The organism is Pedobacter segetis, from assembly GCF_016623585.1.
In the GTDB taxonomy this organism is placed as follows: domain Bacteria; phylum Bacteroidota; class Bacteroidia; order Sphingobacteriales; family Sphingobacteriaceae; genus Pseudopedobacter; species Pseudopedobacter segetis.
Genome location: NZ_JAEHFY010000013.1, coordinates 98,875 through 115,685, shown reverse-complemented (window position 1 = coordinate 115,685; position 16,811 = coordinate 98,875). Strand labels below are relative to the sequence as shown.

15 protein-coding genes are annotated in these 16,811 nt (G+C 35.5%); 3 read left to right on the top strand and 12 right to left on the bottom strand.

The genetic code is table 11. The features are described from left to right. The first annotated feature begins 166 nt into the window (after positions 1-166). Positions 167-661 carry a hypothetical protein gene (locus I5M32_RS10550; RefSeq protein WP_234461934.1) on the top strand — a complete coding sequence of 165 codons (495 nt, stop codon included), beginning with the start codon at positions 167-169 and terminating at the stop codon, positions 659-661. 177 nt (positions 662-838) lie between these two features. Here I5M32_RS10550 and I5M32_RS10545 read toward each other — a convergent pair whose 3' ends face one another. The 6 genes from I5M32_RS10545 to I5M32_RS10520 form a co-directional block, all read right to left on the bottom strand. Then, complete coding sequence (locus I5M32_RS10545; protein WP_200586229.1) at positions 839-988, bottom strand: lmo0937 family membrane protein; 150 nt, start codon at positions 986-988, stop codon at positions 839-841. Between the two features lie 203 nt (positions 989-1,191). Beyond that, positions 1,192-2,289 carry a signal peptidase I gene (lepB, locus tag I5M32_RS10540; RefSeq protein WP_200586200.1) on the bottom strand — a complete coding sequence of 366 codons (1,098 nt, stop codon included), beginning with the start codon at positions 2,287-2,289 and terminating at the stop codon, positions 1,192-1,194. A gap of 6 nt (positions 2,290-2,295) precedes the next feature. Beyond that, positions 2,296-3,039: a 4-hydroxy-tetrahydrodipicolinate reductase gene (gene dapB / locus I5M32_RS10535; RefSeq protein ID WP_200586199.1), complete on the bottom strand. Its 744-nt coding sequence runs from the start codon at positions 3,037-3,039 to the stop codon at positions 2,296-2,298. A gap of 54 nt (positions 3,040-3,093) precedes the next feature. Next, positions 3,094-3,765 carry a DUF5683 domain-containing protein gene (locus tag I5M32_RS10530; RefSeq protein ID WP_200586198.1) on the bottom strand — a complete coding sequence of 224 codons (672 nt, stop codon included), beginning with the start codon at positions 3,763-3,765 and terminating at the stop codon, positions 3,094-3,096. Further along, positions 3,765-4,697 (bottom strand): ParB/RepB/Spo0J family partition protein, encoded by a 933-nt coding sequence (locus I5M32_RS10525; RefSeq protein WP_394370319.1) that lies wholly within the window; start codon positions 4,695-4,697, stop codon positions 3,765-3,767. The genes I5M32_RS10530 and I5M32_RS10525 overlap by 1 nt, the downstream gene beginning before the upstream one ends. After that, the gene (locus tag I5M32_RS10520; protein WP_200586196.1) at positions 4,694-5,500 is read right to left on the bottom strand and encodes a ParA family protein; all 807 of its coding nucleotides are present in this window, start codon (positions 5,498-5,500) and stop codon (positions 4,694-4,696) included. Before I5M32_RS10520 ends, I5M32_RS10525 begins: the two co-directional genes overlap by 4 nt. Positions 5,501-5,517: 17 nt before the next feature. Between I5M32_RS10520 and I5M32_RS10515 the strand changes: the two genes are divergently transcribed. Continuing rightward, positions 5,518-6,186 carry an NADPH-dependent FMN reductase gene (locus tag I5M32_RS10515; protein WP_317193124.1) on the top strand — a complete coding sequence of 223 codons (669 nt, stop codon included), beginning with the start codon at positions 5,518-5,520 and terminating at the stop codon, positions 6,184-6,186. Between the two features lie 132 nt (positions 6,187-6,318). Here the strand turns inward: I5M32_RS10515 and I5M32_RS10510 are convergent, their stop codons facing one another. After that, positions 6,319-8,775 (bottom strand): DUF5686 and carboxypeptidase regulatory-like domain-containing protein, encoded by a 2,457-nt coding sequence (locus I5M32_RS10510; RefSeq protein WP_200586195.1) that lies wholly within the window; start codon positions 8,773-8,775, stop codon positions 6,319-6,321. Positions 8,776-8,841: 66 nt separating this feature from the next. Next, positions 8,842-10,992 (bottom strand): DUF5686 family protein, encoded by a 2,151-nt coding sequence (locus tag I5M32_RS10505; protein ID WP_200586194.1) that lies wholly within the window; start codon positions 10,990-10,992, stop codon positions 8,842-8,844. 254 nt (positions 10,993-11,246) lie between these two features. On the opposite strand from I5M32_RS10505, the gene kbl reads away from it, so the two are divergent. After that, the gene (kbl, locus tag I5M32_RS10500) at positions 11,247-12,437 is read left to right on the top strand and encodes a glycine C-acetyltransferase (protein ID WP_200586193.1); all 1,191 of its coding nucleotides are present in this window, start codon (positions 11,247-11,249) and stop codon (positions 12,435-12,437) included. A 179-nt stretch (positions 12,438-12,616) separates the two neighbouring features. Here the strand turns inward: kbl and rimM are convergent, their stop codons facing one another. From rimM to I5M32_RS10480, 4 genes are all read right to left on the bottom strand, one after another. Continuing rightward, positions 12,617-13,132, bottom strand: a complete 516-nt coding sequence (rimM, locus tag I5M32_RS10495) for a ribosome maturation factor RimM (RefSeq protein WP_200586192.1) — start codon at positions 13,130-13,132, stop codon at positions 12,617-12,619. A gap of 118 nt (positions 13,133-13,250) precedes the next feature. Beyond that, the gene (locus I5M32_RS10490) at positions 13,251-14,225 is read right to left on the bottom strand and encodes a DNA cytosine methyltransferase (RefSeq protein WP_200586191.1); all 975 of its coding nucleotides are present in this window, start codon (positions 14,223-14,225) and stop codon (positions 13,251-13,253) included. Positions 14,226-14,275: 50 nt separating this feature from the next. Next, positions 14,276-15,964 (bottom strand): hypothetical protein, encoded by a 1,689-nt coding sequence (locus I5M32_RS10485; protein WP_200586190.1) that lies wholly within the window; start codon positions 15,962-15,964, stop codon positions 14,276-14,278. A gap of 54 nt (positions 15,965-16,018) precedes the next feature. Then, a complete protein-coding gene (locus I5M32_RS10480; RefSeq protein WP_200586189.1) occupies positions 16,019-16,798 on the bottom strand; it encodes an ABC transporter ATP-binding protein in 780 nt (259 codons plus the stop codon). Positions 16,799-16,811: the final 13 nt, after the last annotated feature.

Sequence of the window (16,811 nt, the reverse complement as noted above, 5' to 3'; positions counted from 1 at the left end):
TAAAAAGGATGCCGTTTAGATTCCTAACAAGATGCACAAGCAAAATAATAGATCGGCATCATAAAGTTTTTGCTTCTAAAACTGCATCTGCGGTTTAATAAAAAATTAACTGGCTTTATTTTTGATCTCAACAAATCAATTAATCAAAAATTTAAAAACGCAAACAATGAAAAATTTATCAAAGCTGAAAGGCATATTATTTTTGGCAGTTTTCGCCTTAATCGTAACCTCATGCTCGTCTAAAAAGGGTGCAATGATGAGCAACAATAAAGTATCGAAAGGAACTATTTCTGGTACTTGGGTAGTAAACAATGTTAGCTTAGAGGGTTTCCCCGACGGTTATGAGGTAAAAAACGTATTTGATATTGCCCCTTATCAGGATTTTAATGGTAGTACCTGGAAACTTTATGGTGGTTACAGCGGGATGATTACTTTGCCCAACGGAGTAAACCAAGAGATTTATTGGTCTTTGATCAATGACGGAATAACTCCGATATTCCAATTTAAAAAGATTGATGCTGGCGAGAAAGCTAAAAATGTTTCAGAGGGCTATCAATTACAAATAGCAAGTGCTTCTAAAACAAATTTGGTTTTAAAAACGCCCTTTAAATTATTGAACGGGAATATGGCCTACATCGTTTATAATTTTAGCCCTCAATAATTATAAATAACTTATTGCATTTTAGAGACCGTTTGAAAAAACGGTCTTTTTTGTTTTAAATGAATTTTCAGAATAGATTACAATCAATCGTTTCAAAATTTTTCACATAAAAAAAGCATCATAAAAATTACGATGCTAAAAGTTTTTAAACTTAACCTATACTAAAGATGAAAATATTTACACAGGTTCTGATAAAAAATTGATGATCAAGGCAAAAATTGCTAATATCAAAAATATATGAATTAAAAATCCTGCACTAAAAACAAAGAATCCTAATATCCAACCAAGTATAAATGAAATCGCCAAAATATTCAATATCACTCTCATTCTTACTTCGTTTATAACCATTATACAAACGATATGCCATTATCTTTTATTTGTTTATTGCTTAAAGCCAAATGCGGTAGGCAACTTATAAAACAGAAAAGGGATGTTTTGGTTTAAACATCCCTTTAAATTTTAATGAAGAATTTTTGAATTAATATTTCGCTTTCTACTTTTTGCTTTGAGTTAGAAGCATCTTTCAAACCCTAATGTATTCCTGTGAATAACCTATTCCATCTTATTTTATCGAAGAAAGTACCGTTCTCGTTCCAGCTCATCCAAATAAACAATGCTTTCCCTTCAATATGGTCTTCTGGTACAAAGCCCCAATATCTAGAATCTAAAGAATTGTGCCTATTATCGCCCATCATCCAATAGTAATCCATCTTAAAGGTGTATTTATTGGTTTTTTGTCCGTTGATGTAAAAATCATTTCCTTTTACCTCAAGTTTGTTGCCTTCATAAACTTCAATGGCCCTATGGTAAAGTGGGTAGGTTAAGCTGTCTAAAGTAATTGTCCATCCTTTTTTTGGGATAATGAGAGGGCCAAAATTATCTTGGTTCCATTTATAATGTGGATCTGATGGGAATACCTGTTGTTCAAAGGTGTTTTTTTGTGCAATTACCGGGGCTACGTTTTTTACGTTAGAAAAAGCCTTGATCTTGTTCACTTCTCCCTTAGGCATAGTGATTACGTACTCATCGGTAGTTACGCGTTCTACATCTGCCTTAATATCTTCTAAAGCTTTAGGGTTAAAATCTGTACCGTCTGTTTTTACATAATATTGTGTTTGGCTCATCTTGGGCAGATCTGCCGGTTTACCATTGATAAAAACTTGTGCATCTACAATCTTTAAAGTATCGCCAGGAACTCCCATACATCTTTTTATATAATTTTCACGCTTATCAACCGGTCTGCTCAAAGGTGGATCTGCATCCATAGGATAATTAAATACCACCACATCATAGCGCTGAACCTTTCCAAATCCCGGTAAACGGTAATATGGTAATTGGATACCGTCCCAATAAGCTTTTGTATTAATAATGGGCATGGTATGGTGTGCAAAAGGAAAGGCAACCGGAGTAATCGGGGTACGGGCCCCATAACTCATCTTACTCACAAAAAGAAAATCTCCAACTAATAAAGTACGCTCCATTGATCCCGTGGGGATGGTGTAAGCTTCAATAAATAAGCCTCTGATAATGGTTGCGGCTATAACGGCAAACACAATGGCATCCAGCCATTCTCTACCTGCGCTTTTCTTCTTTTTGGTTTTGTTCTTTTTCCAGAATTTCCAGTTCATATATGTTTAAGCTTTAAGATCGTACATTTCTTTAACGGAGTAAAACCCGCTTTTACCTTTTAACCACTCTGCCGCCAATACGGCTCCCAGCGCAAAACCTTGCCTCCCATGGGCAATGTGCTTTAATTCGATCCTATCCACATCAGAGTCATAAATTACCGCATGAGTACCCGGAACCTCACCTTCTCGGTAAGATTCTATGATTAGATGCTCTGGTTTATGGATTGTTACATCATCATCACTTTTAACATCGATCCATTCGTTCTTTTTATCAAACTCATGTATAATATCCTCTGCAATGGTTATGGCGGTACCGCTTGGCGAATCTAGTTTATGGATATGATGTATCTCTTCCATACCAACATCATATTGATCTGAGAAATTATTCATCATTTTGGCTACTTGTTGGTTTATTTGGAAGAATATATTTACGCCAACGCTAAAATTAGAGCCATACATTACCGTAGCACCGGTAGCTTGGCAATTATCTTTTATTTCTTGCAAATGCCCATACCATCCGGTGGTGCCAACAACCAATGGAACTTTTGCTTTTATTGCGGTTTCTATATTTTGCAATACGGTATTAGGCGTACTAAACTCTATGGCAACATCTGCTTTTTGCAGATTCTCTGGGGTAAGTTCATTTGCATTGTGCTGGTCAATTACCAAAACTATTTCATGATTTCTGTCTAATGCGATAGACTCGATCATTTTCCCCATTCTTCCGTAACCAATAAGGGCGATTTTCATATTAATTATTTAAGCTGATAACCTGTTATTATTTAGGTGCGCTAATGTAAGTAATTATTTAAAATTTAATTTTAGACTTAGCATTGGTATTGCAGTTTTAAAACCCAAGCTTCCGTAATTTGGGATATAAATAGAAGGTTTAATTTTCAATGTCAGATCATCGCTTACATCAAAGGTGGCCAATTTAGCATCTATATAAGCATCTACCATTTGCAGGCCCCAAAAGCCGATCATGCTGTATAGAGAAAGGTCCCTGTTTCTTCTATAAAAATCTTTTGCTCCGTAAATCTGATTATCGGGAATGCCTTTATATTGTGGATAAAAAAAAGAGGTATCCCTCCCGAGGTTTGGGTTTGCTTTTCTGTACTGGCTTTCTGTAAGGGTTTCTTTGTAAAATTTATTGTTGAAATTATAAACCAAGCCCAAACCAACAAAACCTCCATAAACCAAAGGTACTTTCCACCATTTATGGTTCCTGGCTTGCCCCCAGCCCGGCAAAATAGCCGATCTTAAAACTGCTTTTCTTGGGTTTTGCAATTTTGTGCTATCCTTAAAAAGCAAACCTATCTCTTTTGTAAAACTTTTTGCCTTTTCTTTAAATCCCACTTCTTTTGCCGCATCTTTTATGGTAATAGTATCTTTTTGTGTAGATACAGCGTCATTTTGCTGGGCATAAGAACCAACTGCAATAAAAACAAAAAGAGCAAAAAAAAGCGATCTTAACATTACCAATCTAGCAATTCTAAAATGCGGGTTAAATCTTCATCAGAAAGAAAAGGGATTTCTATACTACCTTTGCCGCCGTCTTGTACTTTCATTTTGATCTTGGTGGCAAATTTAGAAGAAAGATCATCTTGTATCTTTTGATATTGAAAAGAAAAAGCATCTTGTTTTTTCTCTTTTGGTGCAGGATTAAGCCCGTTTTGTTTAATAGAGCGCACCATTTCTTCTACCTTTCTTACAGAAAGATCTTTATCTAAAATTTCTTGATAAATGTAAAGTTGTGCTGTTGGATCGCTAACGTTAATGAGCGCCCTTGCATGGCCCATAGTGATCTTATTATCCCTTATTGCGGCCTGTATGGTTGGGGGCAGTTTTAACAACCTCAAATAATTGGTTACGGTAGATCTGTTTTTAGAAACGCGATCGCCCAATTCTTCTTGGTTAATCTCGCATTCATCGATCATCCTTTGGAAACTCAATGCCACTTCAATAGCGTTTAGGTTTTCCCTTTGGATGTTTTCTATCAGTGCCATCTCTAGCATCTGCTGATCATCCGCAGTGCGTATATAGGCCGGGATTTCTGTTATTCCTGCTAGTTTAGAAGCTCTTAACCTGCGCTCGCCAGAAATCAACTGGAAACTATTTGGCCCCATTTTCCTTACGGTAATGGGCTGTATCAAACCTTGCAAAACAATGCTCTCTGAAAGTTCTTTTAATGCAACTTCATCAAACTCGAAACGGGGCTGAAATGGATTTACTTCTACCTGATTGATTTTTATAGTACTGATAGAGCCTAATGCCGCAGATGGATTTTCTGATACCGAAGAATTACTATTGGTATTTGTTTGGCTTCTTTCTCGGCTAAATTCTGGAGAATCTGTTAGCAAAGCCCCCAATCCCCTACCTAACCCTATTTTTCTGTCTTTGCTCATTATTTAACCACCTCCGTTTTATCTTTTGCACTTTCTTTGGCCATTCCGTTTTTGGTAACAATTTCTCTGGCCAAATTCAAATAATTTATCGCTCCTTTAGAGTTTGCATCATGCATAATTACAGAAACGCCAAAACTTGGGGCTTCACTTAAACGGGTATTTCTGGCAATAATGGTATTAAAAACCAAATCTTCAAAATGTGAGCGAACTTCTTCTACCACTTGATTAGACAATCTTAAACGAACATCGTACATGGTGAGTAAGATACCTTCAATCTGCAATTCGGGGTTTAAGCGGTTTTGTACGATTTTTATCGTGTTCAATAATTTACCTAAACCTTCTAACGCAAAATACTCGCACTGTACGGGGATGATCACAGAGTTGGCCGCTGTTAAGGCGTTGATGGTTATCAGGCCCAAAGATGGCGAACAATCTATGATGATAAAATCGTAATCCTTATCTATCTGCTCTAAAACCGCTTTCATTTTGTATTCCCGATTTTCCAGGTTGATCATCTCTATTTCTGCACCCACTAAATCTATATGTGCCGGTAGTAGATCTAGGTTTGGGGTATCGGTTTTTTGGATGGCTTCTTTTGCGGTAACATCATTGATGATACACTCATAGATACTGTGTTTTATGGTACGAGGGTCGAACCCGATACCCGATGTTGAATTGGCTTGTGGATCGGCATCTACTATTAAAGTCTTATATTCTAAAACCGCTAAACTAGCCGCTAAATTTATAGAAGTGGTGGTTTTACCCACTCCACCTTTCTGATTGGCAATTGCTATGATTTTACTCATTAAATGATTTCCTTTTTATGAAGCTTCTTATATGGCGTAATGTTAAAAAATTGCCCTTTTTTAGTATTTTAGACGAATTTATTATTCTTTTTAACAAGGCGGCAAGATACAAATATAAACAATATCAATTTCCACACGTTAAGGCAATTTATAAACAAACTAACATGACATTAATTGTTTCGGGAACCAACCGCCCGAATAGCAATACGCTTAAAATCGCTAAATATTATCAGAAAGCTTTAGCCCAAAAAGGAGAAAAAGCAACTATTCTTTCTTTAACTGATTTGCCTCAAGATTTAATATCAGGAGGCTATTACGGAAAAACTTTGGAGGACTTTGAGCCATTACAACAACAAATTACCAAAGCCCATAGATTTATATTTATCATACCCGAATACAATGGCAGTTTCCCGGGCATTTTAAAGTTATTTATTGATGCTTGTAAATTCCCGGTTTCTTTTATGGATAAAAAGGCTGCTTTGGTAGGTCATTCTACTGGCAAATATGGAAACATAAGAGGAATTGAGCATTTTACCGGTGTTTGCAATTATATCGGTTTACACGTGATGCCATTAAAATTACATATACCAAACATCGCTTTTGAGATTAATGATGATGGAGACTTATTTAAAGAGGATACTTTAAAGTTTACAGAGATGCAAATGGATAAGTTTTTGGTTTTTTAATTCATCATTTTTTAGTTGTAGGTTCATTAGTTCATCAATAACAGAACGGTTTGTTAGTATAAAGTGAACCATAAATTCTGCTGCTTGAGTTTTCTGCTTTTCGCTTTCTGCTTTAAGCCTTTTACATCTGTATCAAAACCCATAAGCAATCCTAAAACCCGAGTGTATTTGCCTGCTGCCATCAAAAGAAAATCCATAGAAAACTTTGATACCTGTATAAGCTAAGCCAAAATAAAGCTCTTTGTAATTGGTTAGTTTTGGTGTACTTAAATAGTTAAACCCTACCAACTCTTGTAATTTTAATTTTCTTAGCAGAGGGATCTTATTGGTAAAAAATCCTTTAAAATTATGCTCGGCATGGGCTTCAAGGTATTCATCAAAAGTACTTTCTGGGTAGTATTCTAAAAACAAAAATTGGTTTTGCCCCGGTGTGTAAGATAAGGCTTTGTTTCCTCTAAAATGTTTATAATCTGGAAAGCTTAAATTATTTGAGCTTAAAAATTTACCTGTTTCGGCACTAAACTCAAACTCGCCGTAAAAGCCTAGTTTAATATTAGATTTACGGATGCCTAAACTCGCAAAATCATAATCGGCATCAGAGCCGATGATATCTTTTATCGCTTTTTCATACTTCAAAGTTAAAACAGGCCATTTAGATGGCAAATAATATCTACCTGTTGGGTAGGTTACGTATCTGCTGCTAAAATTATAACTCAGCGATGCGTTGATATTAAAGTTTTGATACTCTTGGAATAATGGAAAATCTGCTTGTGGGGTATATGGGTTGTTTGATGTATAATCAGATTTTGGATCGTTACGGAAAGCATAGCCTGTACTATTTGGCAGCCATTTGCTATTTTGATAGGCCAAGCCTAAACTCCCTGATAATCCAAAGGGTAACCTGGATGACGAATTTACCTCAGCATATCTCTTTTGATAAAATTTAGAGTAATTACGCTCATAAAATAAAGAGTTAAAAGTATTTCCTAAGGTACTTAGAGAGCCTTTATCGTTTAGATCCAGCACATCGGAACCTAAACTTATACCCAAATTTAGTTTTTTCCCTACCGGGATATTTGCCGAGGTGTAGGCATTAAACAAATGATTGGCAAACCCATATCTAATATTTCCCCTTAAAATTAAATATCTATTGTTTAGCGTATCCACTTTTTGGGTAAAACTTGCGCCATAATTAAACCCAAAACCTTCTACGGTATTAAAAAACACCGAAGGCAGCAAGCCATCAATATGGAAAAACTCATTTTTATAACGGTTGCGAGGATTGTAACCTCCCAATAAAAGTTTACCGATCTTAAGGTTATTATTTACTTTGTCTAAGCTATCTAAATATGGTTTCGACTCTCGCCTTTTCGCAATGCTATCTTTTTTTAGGTAATTATTTGCTTCTTCTTGCGTAAGCGGAATTGGCCTGGCATTGCCCCAATAGGTAGAATCTTTTTTATTGACCTCTTTTGTGATTCTCACCACTTCTTTAAAATCTCTAGGATCAAGTTTCGGGTCTAATTCATAGTTGCTGTAAACCCCCACATAATATCCTCCAAAACGGAAACCAAAAATACCCCCTACAAACTCAAATTTAACATTTGAGGGCATCCAAACCTTTCTGGTTACAGGAATATAGGTCTGGTTTATTTTTAAGGTGTCCAATAAAGTAATATTAGATTCTTTGCTCATCACAAAATCGGTACTGTAAATGCGCCAACTATCCTCAACAATATAAATGTATCCGCGATAAGCTGGGTCATATTTTCTTTTTGGCAACAATTGTATTTTATTGATGAGCTCGCCGTTTTCTAGCGTAGTACCGATCAACTTATAATCATAATAAAACAAGGCATTATCAGCTATCGGAGAAACAAACGGGCGGTTGCTTAAGCTGCCCCAATCTTGATAATTCTCATAAAAATTCAGCAATAACTCGGTAGCCCTATTAAAACTAAAAGAACGATTTCCACCTGCAACTTTTGAGGAAATCATTTCTTCGTGATAGCTATTTGGAGGCATAAAACTTAAAACCGACTGTGATTCTGATTGATAAATTATACCTGTTCGGTTAGAATCCAAACCTAGTTCTTGGCCTGCTTTTTTAATATCAGTACCTAAAAATTTTTCTGGTGCTTTTAAAAGTCTTTGCACTCCTTTTATATAAACTTCGCAGGTATAAGCAGGCGTTTCTTTAAGGTATTTTTTGCGCTGTTTGATGGCTTTTCTGATGATGGCATAAGCGGGGTCTTCTCCATCGGCTCTTATAACAACATCTTTAAGCTCAAAAACCTGGTTACCTAATACAATATTGATTTCTGTGTTTTTTTCTACCTCAATAGGTTTAACCAATTGCTTAAACCCGATTGCGCTAAAAACCAATTCGTACTTTCCCTTATTAACCTTTAAACTATATTTCCCGTCTTTATTTGCTGATGTACCTTTTGTAGTTCTTTTAATAAAAACAGTTGCAAACGGAATTACTTGATTTTGATCGTCAGTGATTTTTCCGGTTATGGTTAGTTCTTGGGCAAAAAGAAAAGTAGTAATAAAGAGGCAAAAAAAGAGGGTAGGTATTTTTTTCATAATTAAGGTTTTCTCAAAGATGAATAATTTAAATAAGAGGTTAAAACACTTAATTCTTAAATAATGTTAAAAAGCAAAAGAAATCTTAAACCCTTGGTTTAAAAGTCCGTATTTATCAAAAGACCAAGCATAATCTGCCCTAAAGGCCCATCTTCTTAAACCCACATAGGCCTCAAAATAATCGCCCCTATCTGGTTGTGTTAAGTAGCCGCCGCCAACTAATTCCTCTAGTTTTAATTTTCTAACTAGCGGAATCCTGGCAGAGAATTTCTGATTGAAATTATGCTCGAAATGCGCTTCAACAAAAAACTTATTGGTGCTGTAAGTATAAAAATCTAGCAGGTGAAAACTCTTTAAACCTGGGTTAAAAACTAGTGCAGAGTTTCCGCTAAAATGCCTCCATTCTGGAAAATAAACATTTTTAGCATCTAAAAATTTTCCGGCCGAAATTGAATAGGAGCCGTAACCCCAAAGGCCCATATCCAGTTTTTCATGCTGGATCTCTGCTTCTATAAAATTGTAATCTGATTCTGAATGGAACAGCCCCGGTAAGCCTTTTCTGTAATTTATGATAAACCTTGGCCCTAGCGGCAGTTTGTAGATCTTAAACCCATCCTTTAAGATATAGGGCTGCTTTAGCGTATAAATTAAAGATGTATTAACGTAAAAAGCGGTATAATTGGGGAAGATCTTATTCCCAAAATTTGGCGGGATTGGGTTATTAGAACTAAACCCTCTATCCCTTATATTCCTAAAGGCATAATCCCTTGTATTATTTGCTGCATAATTTCGAGAGATTTCTGTACCAACAGATAGATAAAGGTTGCCCACCAACTCTCTACCAATACCAAAGCTTACATACTCTTTTCTATACAACTTTAAAAAATTCTGCTCAAAAAACAAGGTGTTCAAGGTGTTTTGTAAAGTACCGATAGTTCCGTTCGGGTTTAGATCACGGTAGGTGCTGCCTGCACTAAAATTTAGTACACCTCGTTTTTTTGGTTTGTACAGCCATGATAAAGAAACATCAGAATTTAGTTCTTTATTGCTTAAACCGTATCTTATTTTAGGCCTTACCGACCAGTATTTACCATCATTTGCGTATTGAACTATTTTAATCCCATAACTTATGCCCGCCCCCTCTACCGTGTTGTAAAAAAACGCCGGAACAATTGGATCAAAAAATATGGCTTCCTTTTTTTTGTCGCTTTTCCAAATTAAGTCTGAAAATAGCAAAGGGAATATCTGAACTTTTTTAGTTAAACCATCTAAAGAGTCTGCCGCTAAAGTAAGGTCCTTTTCTTTCTTTAAGGTATCTTGGTATTGATAAGAAAGTCGTTCTTGCAGCGTAAGATAAACACCTCTATCCTTTTTCAAAATATCTGCATGGTAAGCAGATGAATCATCTTTTACGATCTCGTTTTTACTAAACCTTTTCAAAGAATCTGGGTTTACGCCGGTTCTAAAATTCTTATATATCGCCTCGCTTTTGCCGTTAAAAAAAAACCTTAAAAATTCTCCGCTATAATTTAATAGCGTAAGTGTTGGCTTAAAATCTTTATAATGCTGTATTACTTTTAAGGTATCGATAAAATCAATCCCTTTTGCGCCAACTAGTTTTAAATCAACATCTTCTAAAGAATAATTGTTTTTGTTTATTTTTATATTACCAAAAAAAGTTGGCGAAAACTGGTGCTTAGGAACAACCTTAATGGTTGCTACAGAATTGCTGCTATCAACTAAAATATAACTATAATTATTAAAGGCTGTTTCTGCCAAAGGCGAAATAAATTTTTTATCGCTCAAAGCTTCAAATTTTACCAAATCATCGGCAAAATTGATTTGTAATTGAGCGGTGCTCTTAAAATCCCACGATGGGTATTTACCAAAAGTTTTGGTGCCCTTGATCAACTCTTTAAACCCTAGTTTTTTATCGCTAAATAAATCTGAAGAAGTTTCATATAGCCAAATTAATTGCCGGTCTTTTAAATTGCTTCTCAGCTGTATTTTTTTGCCCAAGATGGTGTGGGGCACTTTTTCTAGGATAAGGCTACTTTTTAAATAAGCTTTAGCTTCAAAATTCTGCAACCTGTTTAATTTTTGTACCTCAATGGTTTTTTTTATGAACCTATTTACCCACGTAGAATCGGTTGCAACCTCGCCATTAACCAATAAAGGCAGTAAAAACACCATTAAACACAAATAAAGTTTATTCATAAAAAAACATACGGGGGCATTTGTTCATTTTATAGATGCTGGCATTGTTGTAACCAAAAATGATTCCTTATTTTAAGAGCCTGTTTAAAATTTATCTAATAATTTGATTATGCTTATTTTTGGCTACAACTTCGTTAAATTTTTTGAGATAGCCATTGGGTATCTTTACAAAATTCGCTTTGTTTAGTTTAAAAACGAACTATTAAGCATTACTGCAATACAAATATAAATAGGCTCATATTTAAAAAACAATTATGTACAAAACATTAAAACCGGTTCTACAAAAAGAATTAAACGAAATAAAATCTGCTGGATTATACAAGAAAGAAAGGGTAATAGTTACCCCGCAAGGTGCAGATATTAAAGTGAACGACGGCAAAGAGGTGCTTAATTTTTGTGCTAATAATTATTTGGGGCTTTCATCGCACCCAAAAGTGATTGAAGCGGCAAAAAAAGCAATCGACACACATGGTTATGGAATGTCTTCGGTACGCTTTATCTGCGGTACACAAAACATCCATAAAGAATTGGAGCAAAAGATTTCTGATTTTTTAGGGATGGAAGATACCATTTTGTATGCTGCGGCTTTTGATGCTAACGGGGGCCTTTTTGAACCCTTGTTTGATGCGCAAGATGCCATAATTTCTGATGAATTGAATCATGCTTCGATCATTGATGGCATACGATTATGTAAAGCGCAACGCTATCGCTATCAGCATGATAATATGGAGGATCTAGAAAAGCAACTACAAGAAACCCAAAACCTAAGGCACAGAATTATTGTAACGGATGGTGCTTTTTCTATGGATGGCACCATTGCCCAATTAGATAGAATTTGTGATTTGGCCGATAAATATAACGCCTTGGTAATGATAGACGAATGCCATTGCAGTGGTTTTATGGGCAAAACCGGACGTGGAACACACGAACACCACAACGTAATGGGCAGAGTTGACATTATTACTGGAACTTTGGGCAAAGCCTTGGGCGGCGCATCTGGCGGTTTTACTTCGGGGCCAAAAGAGGTTATCGATATTTTACGCCAGCGTTCTAGGCCCTATTTATTCTCCAATACCTTGGCACCAAGTATTGTGGGCGCTTCAATTGCGGTTTTAGATATGCTAATGGAAACTACCGAATTAAGGGATAAACTAGAGGCTAACACCAAATATTTTAGGGAGAAAATGACCGCTGCAGGTTTTGACATCAAGCCTGGAGTTCATCCAATTGTACCCGTTATGCTTTATGATGCACAATTGTCTCAGGATTTTGCGTCGAAAATGTTAGAAGAGGGTATTTATGTCATCGGTTTTTATTATCCCGTAGTACCAAAAGACAAAGCGAGGATTAGGGTGCAGATGTCGGCAGCACATGATAAACATCATTTGGATAAAGCCATCAACGCATTTATAAAAGTGGGCAAAGAATTGAAGGTTTTAAAGTAAGATAGGGGTTTTTAAAACATGGATTATCGAACTAAAATCTCTTTTTTGTTAAGAAAACCAATTTGGGCGTTGATATTGGTTTAAGCTTAAGATTTAGGAGTAATGAAATCTCAAAAATATGTGCTGATAATATATTAGCAAAGATTTGTGTTTTTGAAGGCATATTTATATTTAAAAAACTATAAATACAGATCCAGCAAACCTTGGGGCAAATCAAGGATAATTGTTTTACTTATTTTATCAATATCTTTAATAAAGGCTTCGTTTAGAGGGATCAAAACTTCTTTTTGTTGGTAAAAAACAGAAGCCAAAAATTGTTGTGGATATTCTTTAACTTCTATTATCTCCCCCAATTTACCATTGTGCAGATCCTCGGCTGTAAAGCCAATCAAATCTGTATAAAAGAAAGCTCCTTTTTCTCTTTTGGGCTTTAACCTATTTGGTAAAAAAATTTTCTTTTTGGTAAGTGCCTGGGCCTTATCAATATGATCGATGTCTTCAAAATTGAAATAACCTATTTGCGGCATTGGTATTTTGTAATTTTCTACAAAATAAGGCACTAGCTTTTTATTGATTTCTAAAAAAACCGATTTGATCTTTAGTTTTTCGGGTTCATCAAAAGTAAAGGAGACCTGTACCTCGCCTTTTAAACCCCTGGTTTTTGTAATATATCCTATCTCGAAATAATTGTCCATTTGTAACTTCTCTTAACTAACCATTATCCAAGACTTATCAAAGCCCAATGTATTTAGTACTTTTTCTTTGTCAAGGATTTCTGGTTGCTTAATCCTTATCGTTAGCGTTTTTTCTGCATTATGTAGCTGGTGATTCTAATTCATATTCGTTAAAAACTAATTTCATATCTAAAGACTTGGCTACATAAGGCAATAATTTAGATATCACAGCTTTAACCAAATTAACCGGTACAGCATTTCCAGCTTGTTTTCTTGCTTGAGAGTCATTTACAATTATTTTATAACTATCGGGAAATCCTTGCAATCTAAACATTTCCCTAGGTGTTAAGCGTCTTTCGCCATTAACCAACAAATAATTATAAGAAGCCCCCGCCCTTAAAGCACATGAATAAGGATAAGAACAAACATTCCCTGATTTATTCTCATGCCAAATGGAAAGTTTATATGCTGATTTATGCTTTTCAAACCTCTTTTGTTTAATATAATCAGAAGCGAGATACTTCCTATCTACTTTTTTCTCCAATATTAACTCGAGTGGCTTAAAGGGGCGTATTGGAGAAGGAAAAGAAAACAAAATGGGCTCCCTATGCCCAACAATAATAACTCGTTCTCTCTTTTGAGGTAAGCCGTAATCTAAAGCATTTAAAACGGTATATTGTACATGATAACCTAGATCTTTTAAAGTTTTAATAATAACTTTTAAAGTTTTACCCTCATTATGGCCTACTAACTGTTTAACATTTTCTAAAACAAAGGCTTTAGGTTTTTTTTGTTTGATGATGTTTGCAATATAAAAAAACAAAGTGCCCCTAGTATCCTCAAATCCTTTCATCTGGCCAATGATACTGAATGGTTGACAAGGAAAGCCACCATATAAAATATCATGATCTGGTATTGATGTTGCATCAATTTCTGTTATATCCCCATGCGGTCTATCGCCAAAATTAGCCTCATAACTATCTTGGCAAGATCTATCAATATCAGATGAAAAAACGCAATTTGGAATAATATTATTTTCTCTACAGGCTTGATCCATGGCAACCCTAAACCCGCCAATACCACAAAACAAATCGATAAATTTTAATTCTTCCATTAATGGGTCATTTTATCAAAAGTAACATTTTAAAAATCAATTATAAACCGTTATTCTGCCAACTCCATACTTTCCCAGCTTTCTTTACGGTAGTAATTAAAACAGGTCCATGCAATAACCGTCATGGTTACGGCGGCTATCCAAATGGCTGTTTCCCATTGTGCTGCCCAATAGTGTAAGAACCCTAAACCTGCCGGTACTGCCATTATCAAAAATGTGATAAACATTTTCCCTCCTTTTTGGTTGTTTGGAGGCTGAGAAAACGGGAAGCCCTTTACCTGGAAAAGCGCAACCAACAAACCATAGAGTGTGCCAACCATAAAAACCAAAATTAAATCGTTAATTACAGCTGGTCCCCAGAAAGTGATACTGAAGATACCTATCGCTATAAAATAAGGTAGATAATATTTTATAACTACAGCTTTAAACATACCGCCTAAAATTCTCCCTGGTTGGTTATGTGGTGTGGTAAAAAACACCCACGAAGCTTTGTATTTCTCTGTCATGCTGATGTGTTGCAAAACTGTAGTCAACACAAAACCTGTTAGGTACATCAACAAAATGTACATCCTACCTTCTAATAAATGATGCCAGTTATCTGATAAGCTTCCTCCTTTTTTATTGATAAAACCGAAGTAAACAAAATAAACCGGGACATAAGCAAATGAAGGATACACCTTTACCTTAAAATCGCGGTAGCGTGAAGATAATAACCAAGTAATCTTAAAGCCTGCATTTTCTAAAGGATGTGGGGCAATTTTTTGGGCAATAATATTCATAAATCCTTTAGATGCACCTTTACCTTCTGATGAAACCACAACACCATCATCGCCACTAGCACTTATGGAAGATAATTTCTGATTAAAACCCGGTGCTAAAACCTTCACTACCAAATACAAAGAAACTATTGGTGATAAAATAGCTAATGCGGCATAAATATAGGTGGAAAGTTGTGCTATTTTTATGTTCACGACCAACTCATGCAATGCCGCCAACCAATAGGAAGGCACAATTGCTAAAACCTTAACATTAGAAATATCTATTTTTTTTATTAAACTTGATTCTATTAACCGAGGCAAGGTATAATAGGCCGCAAAAATCACGATAGACAAAATGATCTGAAAATAAGATATAAAATCCTTAAATTTTTGAGGACTTGTGATTTTTAAAACTATCAAATAAGTAATGTTCACTAAGAATATACTTAGTGTTGTAGCTATTAAAACTTCAATAATAAACATCGATCCCGATAATACTCCTTCGCCAATAAAAGAGTAAATAACGCCCGATATAGAGATAGCGAAGGCCATTTTTGCCGTATGGATACCTATGTGTAAAATCCGAGAAACGGTAAAAGTCCTGTCGTTTACAGGGCGGGGCAAAATGATGTAATTATCCCTCACATCTATCAACACATTTGTAAAATCAGAGATTAAGGTAATGGCCAACATTACCATAAAGGCCGAGAAATAAACGGTATGCGCCAAAAATGGCTGCTTTAAGGATGCCAATAAAAATGTGAAGAACAAACCCGTAAGGCCCAAGAAAAACATCACTATCCAACTGGCATTATTAACTTCTTTTTTCTTTTTCTGCCTTTGGTTGTACACATTCGGACGGCGATCGTCCATTTTCATTTTAGTTATTAAAATAATCCTAAGCTGTTCTGGATCTACCCCAAATTTCTGGAAAATGGGTTTTAATAAAAGAACAAAATTGATGATATATTTATTGAACATTTGAAACGTAGAAAATTTTAAGTTGTAAGTAACATGTTTTAAGTAGCCTAATTATTAATTTAAAGCGCTTAACACATCTGAGGCATCTTTATTTCCTTCTTCTTTGCCTGTGAGTTTTGCAAAGATATTTTCTAAGGTTTGATCGCCACCGGCTTTTAAATCTTCAAAAGTGCCATCTGCTACTATTTCTCCATTATTGATCAATAAAATACGATCAGATACTTTTTCTACCACATCCATCATGTGCGAGCAGTAAAAAATGGTTTTCCCCTCCTTGGCCATCAGGGATATAAGTTCTTTAACCATGATCACGGCATTTGCATCTAAACCAGAGAGTGGCTCATCTAAGATGATGATCTTTGGGTTATGGATAATCCCAGAAATGAGCAACACCTTTTGGCGCATCCCCTTAGAAAAAGTATCCATGCGTTGGTCTGCATTTGCGCCAATGCCAAAAGCGTTCAAAAGTTTAGTTGCTCTTGTTGCAATGGCATCTTCATCCATGCCATACAGTTTACCTATAAAATCCAAATATTCTAAAGGAGTAAGCACATCATATATCTCGGCATTTTCTGGTACGTAACCAATCTGGCTTTTTATGCTGATGATGTCATCCTTGATATTTTTACCGTACATCAAAACTTCTCCATCAAAATCATTTACCAAACCCGTTAAAATTTTAACGGTTGTAGATTTTCCCGCTCCGTTTGGCCCAATATAACCAATTACCTGCCCCGGATAAACCTCTAGGTTTATACCTTTTAACACCTGTTTTTCTCCGTAGTTTTTACTTAGGTTTTTTATGCCGATGACGGGTTGTTGTGTCTCTTCCATTAGAATGATTTAA

What these genes read in the sequence shown, in the direction of transcription:
- I5M32_RS10545 (WP_200586229.1), bottom strand. Translation starts at nt 988, where the DNA reads ATGAGAGTGATATTGAATATTTTGGCGATTTCATTTATACTTGGTTGG.
- I5M32_RS10550 (WP_234461934.1), top strand. Translation starts at nt 167, where the DNA reads ATGAAAAATTTATCAAAGCTGAAAGGCATATTATTTTTGGCAGTTTTC.
- dapB (WP_200586199.1), bottom strand. Translation starts at nt 3,039, where the DNA reads ATGAAAATCGCCCTTATTGGTTACGGAAGAATGGGGAAAATGATCGAG.
- I5M32_RS10505 (WP_200586194.1), bottom strand. Translation starts at nt 10,992, where the DNA reads ATGAATAAACTTTATTTGTGTTTAATGGTGTTTTTACTGCCTTTATTG.
- I5M32_RS10515 (WP_317193124.1), top strand. Translation starts at nt 5,518, where the DNA reads ATGAAGCTTCTTATATGGCGTAATGTTAAAAAATTGCCCTTTTTTAGT.
- I5M32_RS10530 (WP_200586198.1), bottom strand. Translation starts at nt 3,765, where the DNA reads ATGTTAAGATCGCTTTTTTTTGCTCTTTTTGTTTTTATTGCAGTTGGT.
- I5M32_RS10490 (WP_200586191.1), bottom strand. Translation starts at nt 14,225, where the DNA reads ATGGAAGAATTAAAATTTATCGATTTGTTTTGTGGTATTGGCGGGTTT.
- rimM (WP_200586192.1), bottom strand. Translation starts at nt 13,132, where the DNA reads ATGGACAATTATTTCGAGATAGGATATATTACAAAAACCAGGGGTTTA.
- I5M32_RS10520 (WP_200586196.1), bottom strand. Translation starts at nt 5,500, where the DNA reads ATGAGTAAAATCATAGCAATTGCCAATCAGAAAGGTGGAGTGGGTAAA.
- I5M32_RS10485 (WP_200586190.1), bottom strand. Translation starts at nt 15,964, where the DNA reads ATGTTCAATAAATATATCATCAATTTTGTTCTTTTATTAAAACCCATT.
- kbl (WP_200586193.1), top strand. Translation starts at nt 11,247, where the DNA reads ATGTACAAAACATTAAAACCGGTTCTACAAAAAGAATTAAACGAAATA.
- I5M32_RS10510 (WP_200586195.1), bottom strand. Translation starts at nt 8,775, where the DNA reads ATGAAAAAAATACCTACCCTCTTTTTTTGCCTCTTTATTACTACTTTT.
- I5M32_RS10480 (WP_200586189.1), bottom strand. Translation starts at nt 16,798, where the DNA reads ATGGAAGAGACACAACAACCCGTCATCGGCATAAAAAACCTAAGTAAA.
- lepB (WP_200586200.1), bottom strand. Translation starts at nt 2,289, where the DNA reads ATGAACTGGAAATTCTGGAAAAAGAACAAAACCAAAAAGAAGAAAAGC.